17 protein-coding genes are annotated in these 17,984 nt (G+C 72.4%); 5 read left to right on the top strand and 12 right to left on the bottom strand.

Annotated elements, in window-relative coordinates; genetic code table 11:
• Together FHS22_RS02490 and FHS22_RS02485 are read right to left on the bottom strand one after the other, a co-directional pair.
• Positions 1-816, bottom strand: a complete 816-nt coding sequence (locus FHS22_RS02490) for a sugar phosphate nucleotidyltransferase (protein ID WP_184937938.1) — start codon at positions 814-816, stop codon at positions 1-3.
• A complete protein-coding gene (locus FHS22_RS02485) occupies positions 813-2,018 on the bottom strand; it encodes a class I SAM-dependent methyltransferase (protein WP_184937936.1) in 1,206 nt (401 codons plus the stop codon). Before FHS22_RS02485 ends, FHS22_RS02490 begins: the two co-directional genes overlap by 4 nt.
• Positions 2,019-2,216: 198 nt before the next feature.
• Between FHS22_RS02485 and rfbC the strand changes: the two genes are divergently transcribed.
• Positions 2,217-2,840, top strand: coding sequence for a dTDP-4-dehydrorhamnose 3,5-epimerase (gene rfbC, locus FHS22_RS02480; protein ID WP_184937934.1), 624 nt, complete (start codon positions 2,217-2,219; stop codon positions 2,838-2,840).
• Here the strand turns inward: rfbC and rfbD are convergent.
• The 7 genes from rfbD to FHS22_RS02445 all read right to left on the bottom strand — a co-directional run bounded on the left by rfbD (position 2,801) and on the right by FHS22_RS02445 (position 9,391).
• The gene (rfbD, locus tag FHS22_RS02475) at positions 2,801-3,643 is read right to left on the bottom strand and encodes a dTDP-4-dehydrorhamnose reductase (RefSeq protein ID WP_184937932.1); all 843 of its coding nucleotides are present in this window, start codon (positions 3,641-3,643) and stop codon (positions 2,801-2,803) included. The genes rfbC and rfbD overlap by 40 nt on opposite strands.
• Positions 3,640-4,599: a dTDP-glucose 4,6-dehydratase gene (gene rfbB / locus FHS22_RS02470; protein WP_184937930.1), complete on the bottom strand. Its 960-nt coding sequence runs from the start codon at positions 4,597-4,599 to the stop codon at positions 3,640-3,642. The genes rfbD and rfbB overlap by 4 nt, the downstream gene beginning before the upstream one ends.
• On the bottom strand, positions 4,596-5,663 hold the full coding sequence (locus FHS22_RS02465; RefSeq protein ID WP_184937928.1) for a glucose-1-phosphate thymidylyltransferase: 1,068 nt from the start codon (positions 5,661-5,663) through the stop codon (positions 4,596-4,598). Before FHS22_RS02465 ends, rfbB begins: the two co-directional genes overlap by 4 nt.
• A gap of 2 nt (positions 5,664-5,665) precedes the next feature.
• Positions 5,666-7,123, bottom strand: a complete 1,458-nt coding sequence (locus FHS22_RS02460) for a sugar transferase (protein ID WP_184937926.1) — start codon at positions 7,121-7,123, stop codon at positions 5,666-5,668.
• A gap of 329 nt (positions 7,124-7,452) precedes the next feature.
• Positions 7,453-7,812, bottom strand: a complete 360-nt coding sequence (locus FHS22_RS02455) for a hypothetical protein (RefSeq protein WP_338047560.1) — start codon at positions 7,810-7,812, stop codon at positions 7,453-7,455.
• 110 nt (positions 7,813-7,922) lie between these two features.
• On the bottom strand, positions 7,923-8,546 hold the full coding sequence (locus tag FHS22_RS02450) for a GntR family transcriptional regulator (protein ID WP_184937922.1): 624 nt from the start codon (positions 8,544-8,546) through the stop codon (positions 7,923-7,925).
• On the bottom strand, positions 8,543-9,391 hold the full coding sequence (locus FHS22_RS02445) for a DMT family transporter (protein WP_184937920.1): 849 nt from the start codon (positions 9,389-9,391) through the stop codon (positions 8,543-8,545). Before FHS22_RS02445 ends, FHS22_RS02450 begins: the two co-directional genes overlap by 4 nt.
• 145 nt (positions 9,392-9,536) lie before the next feature.
• Here FHS22_RS02445 and FHS22_RS02440 point away from each other — a divergent pair, with 145 nt between their 5' ends.
• Complete coding sequence (locus FHS22_RS02440) at positions 9,537-9,899, top strand: barstar family protein (RefSeq protein WP_221473088.1); 363 nt, start codon at positions 9,537-9,539, stop codon at positions 9,897-9,899.
• On the opposite strand, the gene FHS22_RS02435 is transcribed toward FHS22_RS02440, so the two are convergent.
• Positions 9,809-10,150, bottom strand: coding sequence for a hypothetical protein (locus tag FHS22_RS02435; protein WP_184937919.1), 342 nt, complete (start codon positions 10,148-10,150; stop codon positions 9,809-9,811). The genes FHS22_RS02440 and FHS22_RS02435 overlap by 91 nt on opposite strands.
• A 174-nt stretch (positions 10,151-10,324) precedes the next feature.
• Between FHS22_RS02435 and FHS22_RS02430 the strand changes: the two genes are divergently transcribed.
• Together FHS22_RS02430 and FHS22_RS02425 are read left to right on the top strand one after the other, a co-directional pair.
• Positions 10,325-12,607 (top strand): sensor histidine kinase, encoded by a 2,283-nt coding sequence (locus tag FHS22_RS02430; RefSeq protein WP_184937917.1) that lies wholly within the window; start codon positions 10,325-10,327, stop codon positions 12,605-12,607.
• Positions 12,604-12,960, top strand: coding sequence for a DUF742 domain-containing protein (locus FHS22_RS02425; RefSeq protein ID WP_184937915.1), 357 nt, complete (start codon positions 12,604-12,606; stop codon positions 12,958-12,960). The genes FHS22_RS02430 and FHS22_RS02425 overlap by 4 nt, the downstream gene beginning before the upstream one ends.
• 99 nt (positions 12,961-13,059) lie before the next feature.
• Here the strand turns inward: FHS22_RS02425 and FHS22_RS02420 are convergent, their stop codons facing one another.
• The gene (locus FHS22_RS02420) at positions 13,060-13,581 is read right to left on the bottom strand and encodes a GNAT family N-acetyltransferase (RefSeq protein WP_184937913.1); all 522 of its coding nucleotides are present in this window, start codon (positions 13,579-13,581) and stop codon (positions 13,060-13,062) included.
• Between the two features lie 121 nt (positions 13,582-13,702).
• Between FHS22_RS02420 and FHS22_RS02415 the strand changes: the two genes are divergently transcribed.
• Complete coding sequence (locus FHS22_RS02415) at positions 13,703-14,317, top strand: GNAT family N-acetyltransferase (RefSeq protein ID WP_184937911.1); 615 nt, start codon at positions 13,703-13,705, stop codon at positions 14,315-14,317.
• A gap of 84 nt (positions 14,318-14,401) precedes the next feature.
• Here FHS22_RS02415 and FHS22_RS02410 read toward each other — a convergent pair whose 3' ends face one another.
• Positions 14,402-17,893: a M28 family peptidase gene (locus tag FHS22_RS02410; protein WP_338047559.1), complete on the bottom strand. Its 3,492-nt coding sequence runs from the start codon at positions 17,891-17,893 to the stop codon at positions 14,402-14,404.
• Between the last annotated feature and the right edge of the window lie 91 nt (positions 17,894-17,984).

Here is a 17,984-nt window from a genome sequence, read left to right as displayed (position 1 = left end):
TCACGACACCTGCCGGACCGGCCGGCGGGGGCCTTGCAGTTCTTCGCGCTCCCAGACCATCCACGGCCGGTCTCCGCGGGCGTAGGCCTCGTTGAGCGCGACCCGCTCCCGGATGGTGTCGGTGGGCTTCCAGAAGCCCCGGTGCGGGTAGGCCAGCAGCCGGCCCGCCTTGGCCAGCTCCGCGCAGCCGTCGGCGACCAGGTCGCCGCCCGGCGGGATGTGGTCGAAGATCTCCTGGCGGAGCACGAAGTAGCCGCCGTTGATCCACAGCGGCATCTCGCTGACCGGGGTGATCCCGCCGACCGAGCCGTTCTCGCCGACCTCGATGCAGTGGAAGGTGTCGGTCGGCGGGACGACCACCATGGACGCGCCCGCGCCGGAGGCGGCGAACCGCTCGATCATGTCGGGCAGCGGCGCGTCGGTGAGCACGTCGGCGTAGTTGGCCAGGAACAGCTCGTCGCCGTCGAGGTGCTCGCGGACCCGGCGGAGCCGCTCCCCGATCGGCGACTCGATGCCCGTCTGGACGAACGAGATCGACCAGTCGGCGATGTCGGTGGACAGCAGCTCGACGGCGCCGCCGCGCATGACGAAGTCGTTGGACGTGGTCTCCCGGTAGTTCAGGAAGAAGTCCTTGATGTGCTCGGCGCCGTACCCCAGGCAGAGGATGAACTCGGTGTGCCCGTAGTGCGCGTAGTAGCGCATGACGTGCCAGATCAGCGGCCGGGGGCCGACGAGTTGCATCGGCTTGGGCGGGTCGCCGGGGGCGCCGCTGCGCATGCGCGTGCCGTACCCGCCGCAGAAGAGGACCACCTTCACGGGACGACCTCCAGGCTGGGGATCGGGAAGACCAGCCGGCCCCCCCACTCGCGGACGTAGGACAGCTGCTCGACGATCTCCTCGCGCAGGTTCCACGGCAGGACCAGCACGTAGTCGGGCCGGTCCTCGGCGATCCGCTCGGGCGGCAGGATCGGGATCCGGGTGCCGGGGGTGAACCTGCCGTGCTTGTAGGGGTTGCGGTCCACGGTGTAGGCCAGCAGGTCGGGGCGGATCCCGCAGTGGTTGAGCAGCGTGTTGCCCTTGCCGGGCGCGCCGTACCCGACCACCGTCCTGCCCTGGTCGGCGGCGTCGACGAGGAAGCGGAGCAGGTCCCGGCGGACCCTGGCCACCCGGGCGGCGAAGTCGGTGTAGCCGGACAGCTCGTGCAGCCCGGCGGCCTTCTCCCGGGCCAGGACGTCGGCCACCCGCGGGCCGGGCTCGCCGGAGGGGCGGGCCCACAGGCGGATCGAGCCGCCGTGCGTGGGCAGCAGTTCCACGTCCACCAGCGTCAGCCCGCCGCTCGCCAGGGCCCGCTGCGCGGAGGCGACCGTGTAGTACTGGAAGTGCTCGTGGTAGATCGTGTCGTACTGGTTCAGCTCCATCAGCGTCAGCAGGTGCTGGACCTCGACGGAGACCAGGCCGTCGTCGGCCACCAGGGCCCGCAGTCCCCGGGTGAACCCCACGATGTCCGGGATGTGCGCGTAGACGTTGTTGGCCACGACGAGGTCCGCGGGGCCGTGCTCGGCGCGCACGGCCGCGCCGGTCTCCGGGGTGAGGAAGGCGGTGAGGGTCGGCACCCCCTTCTCCCTGGCCGCCTGGCCGACGTTGGCGGACGGCTCGATGCCCAGGCAGCGGATCCCCCGCCCGACCACGTGCTGGAGCAGGTAGCCGTCGTTGCTGGCGACCTCGACCACGAAGGCGTCCTGCGCCAGGTCCCGCGCCCGGACGAACTCCCGGGCGTGCTCCACCCAGGAGGTGGAGTAGGAGGAGAAGTAGGCGTACTCGGTGAAGGTGTCCTCGGGCGTGATCAGCGGCGGGATCTGCGCGAGCCGGCACTCGGTGCACACCCGCAGGTGCAGCGGGTAGGTCGGCTCGGGCAGGTCGAGCCGCTCCGCGGTGAGGAACAGCTCGCAGGGCGGGGTCGCCCCCAGGTCGACGACGCTCTCCAGCCTCGCCGAACCGCACAGCCGGCAGCTCGTCATCGATGCACTCCCCCGCCACCGGACGCGACCGTCACCGAGGCCCTGGTCACCACGTCGGACACGACACGCCTTACTAGTTCGCCTGGATCACGACGGGCGTTACACCTGTGCTGCACGGTCATGCTGAAAAGATCCCTTCCGGACAATTCATGATCACAATGCTGAACCGGTCCTCGATGTCATGGCATGCTTCGGCTCATGGAGCCCCTGAGCATCGACGGAGCCTGGCAGTACACCCCCCGCGTCCACGCGGACTCCCGCGGCGCGTTCCTCGAGGCGTTCCGCGCGGCCGACCTGCGCCTGGCCGCCGGCCACCGGCTCGACCTCGCGCAGCTCAACTGCTCGGTGTCGGGGCGCGGCGTGCTGCGCGGCGTGCACTTCGCGGACGTCCCGCCCGGTCAGGCCAAGTACGTCATGTGCGTCTCCGGCGCGATCCTCGACGTGGTGGTGGACGTCCGCACCGGATCGCCGACCTTCGGCCGCTGGGAGGCCGTGCGCCTGGACGACTCGGCCCGCCGGGGCCTCTACATCGCCGAGGGCCTCGGCCACGCGTTCCTCGCGCTCAGCGACCGGGCGACCGTCCTGTACGCGTGCTCGCAGCCGTACGCGCCGGGGCGCGAGCGCGGTGTCCACCCGCTCGACCCCGCCGTCGGCATCGACTGGCCGCTGGAGGGCGAGCCGCTGCTCTCGGAGAAGGACGCCGCCGCCCCCACGCTGGAGGAGGCGCGGGCCGCCGGGCTGCTCCCGGACTACGCCGCCTGCCTGGCCCACGAGCGGGCGCATCACGGGGCGCCTCCGGTCAGCGAGGGCCACGCCGTGTGAAGGGCGTCCCGCCAGTCCCGCAGGGCGGGCCCGGTGCGGCGCCCGAGCACGCTGTAGGCGGGCCGCCGGGCCGGGCGCGGGAACTCGGCGGTCGTGACCGGCCGGACCCGCTCCGGGTCGGCGCCCAGCAGGGTGAAGACCTCGCGGGCCAGGCCGTACCAGGTCGTCCGGCCGGCGTTGACGGCGTGGTGCACGCCGGGGGCCGCGTCGGCGCGCACCAGCCGGACCAGCTCGGCCGCCAGGTCGGCGGTCCAGGTCGGCTGCCCGTGCTGGTCGTCCACCACGGAGACGGTCTCCCGCTCGGCCTCCAGCCGGATCATGGTCCGGACGAAGTTCGCCCCGTGTGCGCCGTACAGCCAGGCCGTGCGCACCACGAGGTGGTCGCGCTCCAGCGCCGCGCGCTCGCCGGCCAGCTTGCTCCGGCCGTAGGCGCCGACCGGGCCGGTCGGGTCGTCCTCCCGGTACGGCCGCCGCGCGGTGCCGTCGAAGACGTAGTCCGTGGAGACCTGCACCAGCCGGGCGCCCAGCTCCGCGCAGCCCTCCGCCAGGGCCCGCACGGCGTGGCCGTTGACCGCGAGGGCCTCGGCCTCGTGCGCCTCGGCGTCGTCCACGGCCGTCCAGCCCGCGCAGTTGACCACCGCGTCGGGCTTGTGCAGTCGTACGGCCTCCGCCACCGCCCGCACGTCGCGCACGTCGAGTTCGGCGCGGCCCAGTGCCGCGACCTGCTCGCCCTCCCGCCGCAGGAGGGCGACCAGGTCGGTGCCGAGCATGCCCCGGGCGCCGGTGACCAGCCATCGCGTCACAGGAGCGCCTTCCACCAGTCCGGGTTCTCCGCGTACCAGCGGACGGTCTCCGCCAGGCCCTGGTCGAAGCCGACCCTGGGCGCGTAGCCCATCGCGCGCAGTCTGGCGTCGTCCAGGGAGTAGCGGCGGTCGTGCCCCTTGCGGTCCTCGACGTGCTCGACCATGTCCCATCCGGCCCCGCAGGCCGCCAGGATCCGCTCGGTGAGCCGCACGTTGCTCAGCTCCGCCGTACCGGCGATGTGGTAGACCTCGCCCGGCTCGCCCATCCGGGCCACCAGCCGGATGCCCGCGCAGTGGTCGTCGACGTGGACCCAGTCGCGGACGTTGCCGCCGTCCCCGTAGAGCGGGACCTTGCGCCCCTGCAGGAGGTTGGTGACGAAGAGCGGGATCACCTTCTCCGGGTACTGGCGGGGGCCGTAGTTGTTGCCGCAGCGGGTGATGGAGACCGGGAGCCCGTGGGTGATCGCGTAGGACCGGGCGATCATGTCCCCGCCCGCCTTCGAGGCCGCGTACGGCGAGCGCGGGCGCAGCGGCGCGAACTCGTTCCACGACCCGGAGTCGATCGACCCGTACACCTCGTCGGTGGAGACCTGCACCACGCGCGGGATCCCCGCGTCCAGGCAGGCCTGCATGAGGGCCTGGACGCCCAGGACGTTGGTCCGCACGAACTCGGCGGCCCCCTCGATCGACCGGTCCACATGGGACTCGGCCGCGAAGTTGACGACGGCGTCGTGGCCGGGGACCACCTGGGACAGGAGCACGGGATCGCAGACGTCGCCGTGCACGAACGTGTGGGCGACCCCTTCGAGGTTCGCCGGGTTGCCCGCGTAGGTGAGCTTGTCGAGGACCGTCACGGCGATCCCGTCCGCCGCCAGCATGCGGGTGTAGGCGGAGCCGATGAACCCGGCGCCGCCGGTGACGAGGACCCGCGAGGGCTCCCGGGTGGACGCTGTCATGAGCTGATCTGGACCTTGCTGTGATCGCCCAGCACGAGGCGGTGGGCTCGGGGTGCGGCGGGTGCGGGGGTGACCTCGACGTCGTGGCCGATGAGCGAGGCCTCGATCCTGGAGACTCCGGAGATCGAGGCCCTGGGCAGCACGATCGAGTACTCGATCTCACTGCCGCTGACCACGCAGTCCGCGGCGATGGAGGTGAAGGGGCCGACGTAGCTGCCGGAGACCCGTGCCCCGGGACCGATGACCGCCGGGCCGACGATGCGGGAGCGCTCGACCACGGCGCCGGGTTCGACGACCACCCGGCCGATCAGCTCGCTGGCGCCGTCCACCCGGCCGTCCACCCGGGTCTCCAGGGACTCCAGGACCAGCCGGTTGACCTCCAGCATGTCGGCGACGTTGCCGGTGTCCTTCCAGTAGCCGGTGATGACGTCCGACTCGACCCTCAGGCCCTCCTCGATCAGCCACTGGATCGCGTCGGTGATCTCCAGCTCTCCCCTCCAGGAGGGCTTGAGCTCGGCCACCGCCTCGTGGATGGCGGGGGTGAACAGGTAGACGCCGACGAGCGCCAGGTCGCTCTTGGGCTCGGCCGGCTTCTCCTCCAGCCCGACCACCCGCCCCGAGGCGTCGAGCTCGGCGACGCCGAACTGCCGCGGGTCGCCGACCCGGGTGAGCATGATCTGCGCGGCGGGGCGGTCCCGGCCGAACCGCTCCACGATGCCGTCGATGCCGCCGACGATGAAGTTGTCGCCGAGGTACATGACGAAGTCGTCGTCGGCGAGGTAGTCGCGGGCGATCAGCACCGCGTGGGCGAGCCCGAGCGGAGCCTCCTGGCGCAGGTAGGTCACCTGCAGCCCGAACGCGGAGCCGTCGCCGACGGCCGCCTCGATCTCGGCGTGGGTGTCGCCGACCACGAGGCCCAGCTCCCGGACGCCCGCGGCGGCGATGGCCTCCAGCCCGTAGAAGAGCACGGGCTTGTTGGCCACCGGCACGAGCTGCTTGGCGGAGGTGTGGGTGATCGGCCTCAGCCGCGTGCCCGACCCGCCGGCCAGCACGAGTGCTTTCACGTTCAGTACGCCCCTTCTCCGCTGACGACGGCGCTCCAGGTCTTCCAGAGGATCTGCAGGTCCAGGAAGAGGGACCAGTTCTCGACGTAGCGCAGGTCGAGCCGGACCGACTCCTCCCATGACAGGTCGGAGCGGCCGCTGACCTGCCACAGGCCGGTCATGCCCGGTTTGACCACCAGGCGGCGGCGGACGTCGGCGCCGTACTGCTCGACCTCCGCGGGCAGCGGAGGGCGCGGCCCGACCAGCGACATCTCACCGCGGACCACGTTGAGGAGCTGGGGCAGCTCGTCGAGGGAGTAGCGGCGGAGGAAGGCCCCCACCCGGGTGACCCGCGGATCGTTGCGGATCTTGAAGAGCACGTCGTCGAACTCGTTCTCGCCCTGGAGCTGCGTCTTGAGGCGCTCTGCGTCGACGACCATGGTGCGGAACTTGACGACCTCGAACTCCCGGCCGTCCTTTCCGACCCGGGTCTGCCGGAACAGCGCCGGCCCCGGGCTGGTCGACCGGATCAGCACCGCGATCACCAGCATCGGCACCGCCAGCACGAGCAGGGCCAGTCCGGCGCCGCAGCGGTCGAACAGGGACTTCATCCAGTATTTGGTGCCGGTGAACTCGGGATGCTCGACGTGGAGCAGCGGCATCCCCGCCACCGGGCGGATGCTGACGCGCGGACCCGCGACGTCCATCAGCGCGGGCGCCACGAACAGGTCGGTGCGGTCGTTCTCCAGATCCCAGGCGAGCCGGCGCAGCGCGGCGCCGTCCAGCTCGGGGCAGGCCAGGACGGCGACGGCGTCGGCCTGCGCCTTGGTCACCGCTTCGAGGACCCCGGAGAAGTCGCCGAGCACCGGGACCCCGTCGACGTCCCTCCGCTCGGCCCCCTCCGGCAGGCACGCGGCGACCACGGTCATCCCGTGGTACGGCTGCCTGCGCAGCTGGATCACCAGGTCGAGCACCGACTCCCGGTGGCCGACGGCGACCACGTGGCGGAGGTATTCTCCGGCGGCGCGCCGCCGGTGCAGCCTCTTGCGCATGCGGTAACGGAAAAAAATCGTGAGGATGAGGGCCGCGGGAAGCATCGCCATGACGAAACTCCTGGCGATGCTGGTCTGTGTCGCGTAAGCGCCGATCGCGACGGCGGCCGTGAGGCCGACGCCTCCCTCGAAGACCCCTCGGAACTCCTCCGTCCCCTCGCCGTGCGCACGCCGGCGGTAGGCGCCGCCCAGGGCCATCGCCAGCGGCCACGCCAGGGCGAGCCCCAGGCCCAGCAGCGCCTCCGTCACCGGGATGTAGGCGCCGAACCAGAGCCTGGTGCCCAGCACCGACTCGCACGCGAGCACCGCGCACGCAAGGTCGCCGGCCACCAGGACCCGGGCATAGGACCGCGTCCAGATGCTCGGCGCGGAACGTGCCACATCGCCATCGAGGAGCACGACGGCGGGCTCCTCTGTCCCCACCCGCATACCACCCCACCCAACTGCCCCAGCATCGACCGCTGAAAAAGACGTGCACCGAGTCTCAGTGGTTTACAGATTTCTCAAATGCATCAGGCGCGTTAGTAACAGTGGAAATGATAGTGATCAAGGTTCACGAGTGGAATACGAGACAGCTGTCCACTATTGGCCGAAATAAGCACATCGTCACGCCTTGACGGAACGGTCCAAACATGCGCGCCAGATCACCTGAATCCATCGGGTGATCGGAGGGCGGCCTCTCCCGCCCCCTCACCGGACGGCCCCCGCCCGCGCCGGACCGGCCGGCGGGGCGGCCTCCCGTCCGGCCGCGGGAGAGGCTAGTCGTACTCCAGGTCCGGCAGCGCCGAGGGCGGATCGGGGCTGCGCCAGACGACGACGGAGGAGCCGCGGGCGGCGTCCATCGCCGCGCTGAGCCGGTCGAGGTCGAAGTCCGGCAGATAGCGGAGCCTGCTGAGGAAGGCTCCGTCGGTGGCCGATCTGGGCACGACGCAGCCCTGGCCCTCACGGTCGAGAAGGATGTACAGGACGTCTGCTTCCGCGTCACCCGCGGCACCGGTCGCGGTGCCGGCCGCGGGGGTCCCCGCGCCGCCCCCCGGGGAGTTCCCCACGACCCGTACCTCGACGACGTCCTCCCACGCGAGGGCGTCGACGCTGCCGTCCGCGTAGTGGCGGGTCACGCCTTCTTCGGTGACGTATACGTAGTTATCCGGCATGGAATTGCCGTGCATGGCCGCGATTCTGACGACTTGAGGGCTTGTCGTGCAATAGAACCGCCCAAGTCGTACGGTCAGCGCTCGCCCCAGCCGTGGTCGAGATGGGCGGCGACCGCGCGGCGGGCCTCTCCGGACGGGCCCCGGGCGATGGCGTCGAGCAGCTCCCGGTGCTCGGCCACCAGCATGTCCCGGTCGGCGTAGAGCGCGCGGAGCCGGACCAGGCCGAGCCTGGTCTCGGCCGCCAGCGTGGCGTAGAGCCGCTCCAGGCGGGGGCTGCCCACCGCGACGATCAGCGCCTGGTGCAGCGCCATGTGCTCGGCGACCACGTCGGACCAGGGGGCGCCGCCGGGCAGCGCGGCCATCCGCGCCAGCGCCCCGTCCGCCTCCGCCACCCGCCGGCCGGCCAGCGAGCGGGCCATCAGGTCCTCCAGCGGGCGCCGGACGAACATCAGGTCGTCGAGGTCGGCGACGGTCACCTCGGCCACCTGGGCGCTGCGGTTGCGCTCCCTGCGGAGCAGCCCTTCGTGGACCAGGACCGCCAGCGCCTCGCGGACGGTCGGGCGGGCCACGCCGTACACCGCGGAGAGCTCCTGCTCGGGCAGGGCCGTGCCCGGCGCGATCTCGCCGGAGAGCACCCGGCCGCGGAGCGCGTCGGCCAGCGCGGCGACCGCGGAGACGGGACGGATGGGGAGGGTCACGCGAATGATTCTGCCGGTTCCCTCCCGGGCAGGGCGACCACGACCAGGCTCCCGCCGAGCAGCAGCAGCCCGGCGGCCGAGACCGGGGTCAGCGTCTCGCCGAGTACGGCGACGCCGAGCAGGGTGGCGACGGCGGGCTCGGCCAGGGCGAGGGTGGCGGCGGTCGCCACCGGGGTGGTGCGCAGGCCCCTGCCGTACAGGAAGTAGGCCAGCGCGGTGGTGGCGCAGCCCAGGTAGAGCGCGGTGAGCAGGCCGCGCGGATCGGCGAGCCAGCCGGTCCCGGTGTGCAGCAGGACCGGGAGCATGACGAGCGCGGCCCCGCCGAACATCGCGCCCATCACCGCGTCGGAGGAGGCTCCGGTGCCGATCACCCGGGCCGCGGCCACCGAGTAGCCGGCGTAGATCAGGCCGCCGAGGAGCGCGAGCAGGATCCCGTCCGCGCGGGCCTCGCCTCCCCCGCCGGTCAGGACGGCGCAGCCGGCGATCGCCGCCGCGGTCGCCCCGGCCCAGCGCCGGGTGGGCGGCACCCGGTCGAGCAGCCAGGAGAGCAGTCCGGTGAAGACCGGGCCGCTGCCGATGGCGACCACGGTGCCGATGGCCACTCCGGTGCGGCTGACCGCGGCGAAGTAGCAGAGCTGGTAGGCGGCCACGCCCAGCGCCGCCGCGGCGAGCAGGCCCCGGCGGGGCAGCACCCGGACGGCCGCGCCCGCGGCGGCGGCCAGCACCAGCCCGCCGACCACCAGGCGGGCGGCGGCGAGGGAGACCGGGTCGACGCCCGCGACCAGGAGCCCGGCGGTCCCTGCGGTGCCCCAGAGGACGGCGGCCCCGACGACGGCGAGTTTCATGGTCTGATTGTCAGACAACCAGACACTGATGTCCACCCAAATATATGCACAGAGTCGGTTAAGTGAATCTTTTGCCCGTTTGTCGGGATCTCCCGGCTGGGTAGCCTGCCGGGACAGGGCGAGGGCGAACGTACGGGGGTGGCCGGTGACGTCCAGGGGAATGTTCGAGCGGGGTCCGATGGCGGCTTACGAGGAGATGCTCGGCGCCGTCGCGCCGCACCGGCTGGACGGCTCGGCGGTCACCACCTCGGCCGAGGCCATGACCGCGATCGCCGAGGCGCTGTCGTTCCCCGGCCGCTTCGGGCACAACCTCGACGCGCTGTACGACTGCCTGACCGACCTGTCCTGGCTGCCGCCGGGCGAGCACGTGCTGGTCTGGTCGGAGCCGTCGGTGCTGCGCGGCGCGCACCGGCCGTCCTACGACGCGATCCGGACCGTGCTCTCCGAGGCCGTCACCGACGGCACGCCGCAGGAGGCGTTCTTGTCCGTCCTCCTCCTGACCGACTGAGCCGTCGCCGCGCAGTGGGCGCAGAACACGCCCCGGCGGCCCTCGGCGCAGGTGCAGTACCACTCCAGGGAGCCGTCGGCGATGCGGAACTCCACGCACGCGGCGCCGTCGTCCACCTCGGCGGTCATGAGCCGCGGGCCGAACCTGACCAGCTGCACCCTCCCCGCGCGTTCCAGCTCGCCGCCCCTGGTCAGCACCGCCTCCGCCGCGCGGGCCAGCTCCGACTCGACCAGTTCCGCAACCCTCATCATGGGCGCCTCCCCTTCCTGACAACTACAGACGTGCCCGGAGGGCCCGGGGTTCCGCATCACCGCGGAGACACAAACCCTTTCTTCCGGCCGATCGCACGGGTCTCTGGTCCTATCTCGTCGGCATTGCTAGGGTTTCGCCACTGTTAACCGCGCATATCCGCAATGCGAGGTACCATGGCCGGCCGCAAGTATTCGATCAAGGCGAAGATCTTCGCCCTGCTCCTGGTGCCTCTCGTCTCACTCGTGACGATCTGGGGGTTCGCGGCGGCGATCACCGTGCGGAGCGGCCAGGAACTCCTCGCCGTCAGCGCGGTCCACGACCACGTGACCGTCCCCACCCGCGCGTTCACCACCGCGCTCCAGCATGAGCGGCTGCTCTCCCTGACCCTGCTGGGCGACCCCTCCGGCTCGCGCTCCGCCCTCGACGCCCAGCGGACCCGGACCAACGCCGCGCGGGAGGAGCTCGAACGGCTCGCCGCGGAGAGCCGGGCGGACATCCCGGACCCCCTGTGGGAGCGGATCGTCCGGCTGCTGGCCGCGGCGGACCGGCTCACCGAGGCCCGCAGCGGGGTGGACAGCCGCTCCAGCACCCTGCTGGACGCCCTCGACGCCTACAGCCCCGTCATCCAGCTCGCCTTCGACGTCTACGAGAAGCTGCGGACCTCCGCCGACATCGACCTGATCGACCAGGTCCGGGCCGTCACCCTGGTGGGACGGAGCCGCGAGCTGCTGAGCCAGCAGGCGGCGCTGATCTCCGGGGTCGCCGCCGGGCCCGTCGGCGCGCGGGAGCGCGCGAGGTTCGCCGAACTGACCACCGGCCGCAGGATGCTCTACTCCATCGGCTTCGAGCAGCTCGACCCGGAGTTCCAGGAGTCCTACCGGCGGCTCGCCCGGTCCGCCCCCGCCGCCGCGTTCGAGCGGATCGAGGACGCCTTCCCCACCGCGAAGCGCGCCGACGTCTCCTGGGCGACGGGCGCCGCCGCGCTGGCGGACTCCTTCGACCGCGTCGCCGGCGACGTCAGCCAGCGCCTCGCCGACCGCGCCTCGCCCCTGGCCGCCGCCATCATGGTCCAGATCGGCGTCGCGGCCGGGCTCGGCCTGGTCGCGGTCGCCGCGTCGATCTTCATCTCGGTGCGCTTCGGCCGCCGGATCAGCACCGAGTTCGTCGGCCTGCAGCAGGCGGCCCTCGACCTGGCGGACCGGCGCCTGCCCGACATCGTCACCCGGCTCCGCAGGGGGGAGGACGTCTGCGCGAAGTCCGAGAGCCCCGATCTGGAGCACGGCACCACCGCGGAGGTCGTGAGCCTCAGCGAGGCGTTCTCCTCGGTCCAGCGCACCGCCGTCGAGGCGGCCGTCGGCCAGGCCGAGATGCGCAAGGGCGTCAACAAGGTCTTCGTGAACCTGGCCCGGCGCAGTCAGTCGCTCCTGCACCGGCAGCTCGCCATGCTGGAGGCGATGGAGCAGCGCACCACCGACCCCGAGGTCCTCGACGACCTGTTCGCCCTGGACCACCTGACCACCCGCATGAGGCGCCACTCCGAGGGCCTGATCATCCTGTCGGGATCGGTCCCCGGGCGCGGCTGGCGGGTGCCGGTCACGATCTACGACGTGGTGCGCGCCGCCGTCGAGGAGGTCGAGGACTACCTCCGCGTCGCGATCACCGTGCCGCACGGCCCGGCGCTCGTCGGCACGGTCGTCACCGACGTGATCCACCTGGTCGCCGAGCTCGTGGAGAACGCCGCGATCTTCTCCCCGCCCAGCACCACGGTGCGCGTGCACGGCGAGGTGGTGGCCAAGGGCTACGCGATCGAGGTGGAGGACCGCGGCCTCGGCATGACCCCCGCGGAGATGTCCTACTTCAACGCGCGGCTGGCGGAACCGCCCGAGTTCGACCTGGCCGACAGCGACCGGCTCGGCCTGTTCGTGGTCGGCAGGCTCGCCGCCCGCCACGGCATCCGGGTCTCCCTGCGGCCGTCGCCGTTCGGCGGGGTCACCGCGATCGTGCTCATCCCCGGCGAGCTGGTCGCCCGGGCTCCGGAGCCCCTCGCCCCCCGCGTCCCGGCGGCCCTGACGCCGGAGTCCCCGATCTCCTACACGGTCGAGGTCGAGCGGGTGCCCGCCGACGGCGGCGGTCTGCCCAAGCGGGTCCGCAGGGCCGTGCCGGAGCACGCCCCCGGCTCCCGGTCCGTGCCCGGGCAGGCCCCCGTGCCCGCGGCGGAGGCCGTACCCGGGGAGGGGGCCGCGCCGGGGACCCCCGGAGCGCGCTCCGGCCCCGGCGGGCTGCCCCGGCGCGTCCGGAACACCGCGGACGCGCGAAGCCCCGGTGATCCCCAGACCAACGGGCAGGCCGCCGGCCCGCGGCATGCCGAAAACGGCGCGGCGGTCTCCCCGAGCACCGTGCTCACGTCGTTCCGCGCGGGCTGGCGCCGCGCGGAGGAAGAGGGTGACGGCGAATGACCGAGCGCTGGATGGACCAGGACGCCGGGCCCATCGTCCGCCCCTACACGGTCACCCGGGGCCGGACCCGCCCCAGGGGCGACAGCTTCGACCTGATCGCCACGGTCTCGGCGATCCGGCCCGCCCCGCCCGACCTGCCCCCCGAGCACCGGCGCGTCCTGGCCGCCTGCCGCCGGCCGATCTCGGTCGCCGAGGCGGCCTCGACGACCGGACTGGCCGTCGGAGTGGTCCAGGTGCTCCTCGGCGACCTGCGCGACTCCGGCCTGCTGACCGTCCGCATCCCCGCCGCGGCCGTCGCCGCCCCCCGCGAGAGCATCCTGCGCGACGTCCTCGCCGGTCTCAGGGCCCTCTGAGGGGGCCCGCTGAAGGGGCCCCCGCTGAAGGGTCCCTCCGAGGGGAGCCCCCTGATCGCCCCTCTCCCCCGCACCGCCCTCCGGAGCGGCTCCGGCCTCTCAGCGCCCTCCGGCCCCCGGTACGGCGAACCGGTCGGTGGCCAGGCGGGCGTGGCGCTCCACGTCGTGGCGCTCGCCGCCGTACCTGAGCTTGGCGCGTTCGACCCCCTCGACCGCGAACCCGGCCCTGGTCGCCACCGCGCAGGAGGCGGGGTTGTTCAGCCGGTGCCCCAGCTCCAGCCGGAACAGCCCGCGCTCGGTGAACGCCCACTCGGCCAGCTTGACCGCGGCGGCCGCCGCGATCCCGCGCCCCCGGGCGTGCGGCGCGGTCCAGTAGGAGACCCAGCCGGTGTCGTGCGCGTCGATGTTGCTCACCGCGACGTTCCCCACGACCTCGCCGGCCACCGTGACGGCGAAGGCCCGGGCGTCGTCCCGGAATCCCCAGAACGCCATCCACTCCAGCGCCGCGGCGGGGGTGTCGATCGGACGGGCCGCCTGCTGGGCCATGTCGGGCGAGCGGAAGGCCGCCAGCACCACGGGCACGTCGTCGGGGCGCCAGCCCCGCAGCTCCACCTCGGCCATGGCGAGAGGGTAACAGGGTGATCCTCCCTGGTCACCACATACTTCCGCCTCACCGGAGAACACCCGCCGACGGGCCGCAGGATCTTGTGAGAGCGCTCTCACACAAGGCATCATGGCCTCCATGACGACCGTCCGGCCCTACCGCCCCGACGACCGCGCCGCCCTCTACGACATCTGCGTGCGGACCGCGCACGAGGGCGGGGACTCACGGCGCATCTATCCCGACCTCGACCTGATGCCCAGCATCTTCGCCGCTCCCTACGCCGAGCTGGAGCCGGACCTGGCCTTCGTCCTCGACGACGGGGAGCGCGCGGTCGGCTACGTCCTGGGCACCGCCGACACCGCCGCCTTCGTGGCGGCCTACCGCGCCTCTTGGCTGCCCCGCATGAGAGAACGCTTCCCCGCCCTGACCGGGCCGCCCGCGACCCCGAGCGAGGTGATGATCGACCTCATGTACCGCCCGGAGCGCATGATCGTCCCGGAGACCGCCGGCTACCCGGCCCACCTCCACATCGACCTGCTCCCCGGCCACCAGCGCAAGGGGCACGGCCGCGCGCTGATGAACGCCTTCCTCGACGCCCTGCACCGCAAGGGGGTGCCGGCCGTGCACCTGGCCATGGTCACCGCCAACGCGCCCGCCCGCGCCTTCTACGACCGCCTCGGCTTCCACGAGATCCCGGTCCCCGACCCGGGCCCCCTCACCTACCTCGGCCGGAGCACGGTCCGGGAGGGGTGACGGTCCCCGCGCGACGACGGCGGCCCGGACGGAGAGAGATCCGTCCGGGCCGCCCGGGTCCGCCTTCCTTCCGTGCGGGAGCGGCTAGAAGGTGATCTTCCAGCCGTTGAACGTGCCGGTGTCACCGCGGAAGTAGTCGCCGACGCGCAGGGTCCAGGTGCCGTTGCCGAGGCGGGCGGTGTTGCTCACCGTGAACTTCACCGGCCCGTTGTACGGCGTGCAGCTGCCGTACGACTCGTACTTCAGCACCCGCGCCGTCCCGTTCGGCTGGACCAGGGTCAGCCGCAGGTCCTGCGCGCAGGTGTGCCTGATGTCCGCCGCGACCTCGAACGTGGAGTTCGGGGAGCCGGAGAGCGCGACCGGGATGCTGGTCTCGTCCTGGTACCCGTCCATGATCTGGAACGGCGTGTCGTTGGTGAAGACCCGCCCGCCGCCGTCCCCGCCGACCGTCAGGGTGTAGGTGACGGAGTGGCTCGCCGAGGCGCCGGTCCCCTTGAGGGTGATCGGGTAGGTGCCCGCCGCGGTGCCCGCGGCGGCGGTGATCCGCACCGTCGAGCTCTCGCCCGCCTTGACCGTCGCCGGGTCGAAGGCCACGGTGACCCCGGCGGGGGCGCCGGAGGCGGTGAGCGCGACGTCCTGGACCGCGCCGCGGGTGACCGCGGTGGCCAGCGTCGCGGTGGTCGAGCCGCCCGCCTGGACGGTGCCGGAGGACGGGTTCACCGAGACGGAGAAGTCGTCCTCGCCCGGGGTGCCCTCGCCCACGGCCAGCTTCCAGATCCCGTACGCCGCGGCGTCGGAGGCCCGGTCCAGGACCGTGTCGCTGATGTTGCTCAGGGTGTCGCACGACCGGTGGTAGCAGGGGTCGTACGACTGACCGGCCGTGCCGCCCCACTTGGAGGCCTGCGCCGAGGTCTTGGTGGCGCTGGCGCCCGCCGCCACCCCGGAGGTGGCGATGCCCGCGTTGCGGAAGGAGGCGTCGTCGGATCGGTTGGCTCCCTCGGTGTTCTCCTCGGGCCGGAGGTTCAGCCCGTCGTAGAACTCCTTGAGGTACCGCGCGGCCTCGGTGTTGATGTTGTTGATGAAGTAGCCGCCGTTGACCGAGCCCACCATGTCGTAGTTGTGGTAGACCTTGATCTTGCTCCGCTCGGTGGCGCCGAGCGAGTTGACGTAGAACTCCGAGCCGTTGAGACCCTGCTCCTCGTCGGTCCACCAGCCGAACCGCACGTGCTTGGCCATCTCCGGCTTCTTCTCCGCCAGGGTCAGCGCGACCTCCAGCAGCGCCGACGAGCCCGAGGCGTTGTCGTTGATGCCGGGACCGGCCGAGACACTGTCGAGGTGGGCGCCGGCCATGATGACCTGGTTCTCGTCACCGCCGGGCCAGTCCGCGATCAGGTTGGGCCCGGACCCGGCGGTGCAGCCCGAGGTGCAGGCCTGCCGGCGCACGGTGTAGCCGGCGGCGGTCAGCTTCTGCTCGATATAGGTCACCGACGCGGTGTAGCCCGCTCCGGTGGACCTGCGGTTGCCTCCGTTGCCGGTGGCGATGGTCTGGAACTGCTGCAGGTGCGCCTTGACCTTGTCGAGGCTGATGTCCGGCGGCTCGACCGGGCCGGGCCCGCCGTCGCCGTCGACGGTCAGGGCGAAGGCCGCGGTCTTGCTCGTGGACGGGCTCGTGGCCTTCAGCACGATCTGGGAGCTCCCCTCCGGGGTGCTCGCCGACGTGCTGATCGTCACCGTCGAGCTCTGGCCCGCCGTGATGGAGGCCGGGTTGAAGCTCACCTGGGTGCCCGCGGGCGCCCCGGTCGCCGACAGGGTCAGGGTCTGCGCGCTGCCCGAGACGACCGCGCTGGAGAGCGTGGCCGTGGCCGAGCCGCCCGGCTCGACGGTGCCGGAGGACGGGGCGACCGAGACCGAGAAGTCGTTGCCGGTGGGCTGGCAGGTCGGCTCGTTGCTCTGCGCCGGGACGTTGATCGCGCTCCAGGCCGCCTTGGTGGCGTCGAACTCCACGCAGCTGCCCGGGAACAGCGTCTTGGCCGCGTTCAGCGTGGCCACCCGCGCCTTGGCGTGGTTCCAGGGGATGGTCTTGGTGTTCAGGCCGCCCATGAAGATCTGCCCGGCCTTCTGGATGCCGATGCCGGTCAGCGTCGCCGGACCGGAGCAGACGGTGCTGGACGGCTTGCCGGGCGGGTTGGTGCCCTCGGCCAGCAGGTAGAACCAGTGGTTCTGCGGGCCGGCCGCGGCGTGCACCTCGGTGTTGGGGATCGAGGAGCTGTAGCAGTTGGGGTCGCCGAGCGCGCCCGGGTTGTACATGTTGCGGATCGGGCCCTGCCCGACCAGGTTGACCTCCTCGCCGACCAGGTAGTCCGGCTCGTCGTAGGTGGCCGGCGCGTTGATGTAGTGCTCGGTCAGCGCGCCCAGGATGTCGCCGGTGGACTCGTTCAGGCCGCCGGTCTCGTTGCCGCTGCCCGCCCCGCCGCTGCCGGAGTGCTGGAAGACCGCGTGGCCGTACTCGTGGGCGACCACGTCGATCGGGGTGGCCTGCTTGGTGTTGGCCTGGTTGTGGCCGTAGTTGGTGTAGGAGCCGTTCCAGAAGGCGTTGACGTCGTTGAGGCCGACGCGGGCGGGGAAGGCGCCCCCGCTTCCGTTGAACCCGTTGCGCCCGAACCACTCACGCAACATGTCCCATTCCTTCTGCGCCGCGTACATCGCGTCGACGCAGGCGGTCTCCAGGTTGGTGCCCTGGCCGTTGCCCCAGGCGTCGTCGGTGCCGGTGTAGGCCGAGCCGTTCTGGCCGCCGCAGCGCAGCCCCGGGCGGGAGGCGTCGGTCATCGAGTAGGAACCGCCGGAGCCGGAGGTGGTGATGCTCACGTTGCCGTTGTAGTGGCCGTTCCCGGTCCCGGCCTTGACCTCGTCGACCTTGTCGATGACCGCACCGGTCTTCGCGTCCACGTAGACGTGCAGCACGCTCGGCGCCTCCGCGCCCTGCCCGGTGACCAGCACCTCCCAGGCGAGCCGGGGTTCGGCCGCGGCCGCGTGCACGACGAGGACCGGCTTGCCGGCGGTCTCGACGGTCCTGAGCTCGCCGCGCGCGGTGGCGGCGGCGGCCCTGGCGCTGACCTCGGCCCGCGTGTCCACGGTGATCTCCGCGCGCTGGCCCGAGGCGAGGCTCTGCACCTCGGCACCGCTCTGGTCCGTCACGACGATCACGTCGCCGCCGTACACCGGCAGGCCGCCGTAGACCCGCTTGTAGTGGATGTACTGGACCCCGCGGGTCCCCGCGGTGGCGCGGACCCGCTCGAACCTGTCCTCCGGGGCCTTTCGCAGGCTGCCGGGCTGGGCGGCCAGCGCCTTGTCGGCACTGGCGATCGCGCGCCTGCGCTCGGCGGGGTCCGGGGGCGCGAAGGCCTCCCGGTTCTCCTGCACGTCGCCGAGGGGCACCGGGTCGGTCGCGGTGGAGCGGGCGTCGGACCCGGGCGCCGCAGACATGCCTGCGGCGCCTGCCGTGCCCACGAGCATGGGCGTGGTCAGGGCTGCGAGGGCCAGTACGGCCGCAGCCCCTAACTTGACCTTGGTCTTCACTCTGGATGACTCCTTTCGCGCGTCCCCTGGGGGGTGTTGGGGACGTAGGAGCCGTGGCCGGCCAGGGCGTGACCAACGTGACATCGGCACC

Origin of the sequence: Thiemannella venezuelensis, from assembly GCF_014203605.1 — a bacterium.
Taxonomy (GTDB): Bacteria; Actinomycetota; Actinomycetes; order Streptosporangiales; family Streptosporangiaceae; genus Planomonospora_A; species Planomonospora_A venezuelensis.
This window is presented reverse-complemented; position numbering and strand designations above follow the sequence as displayed.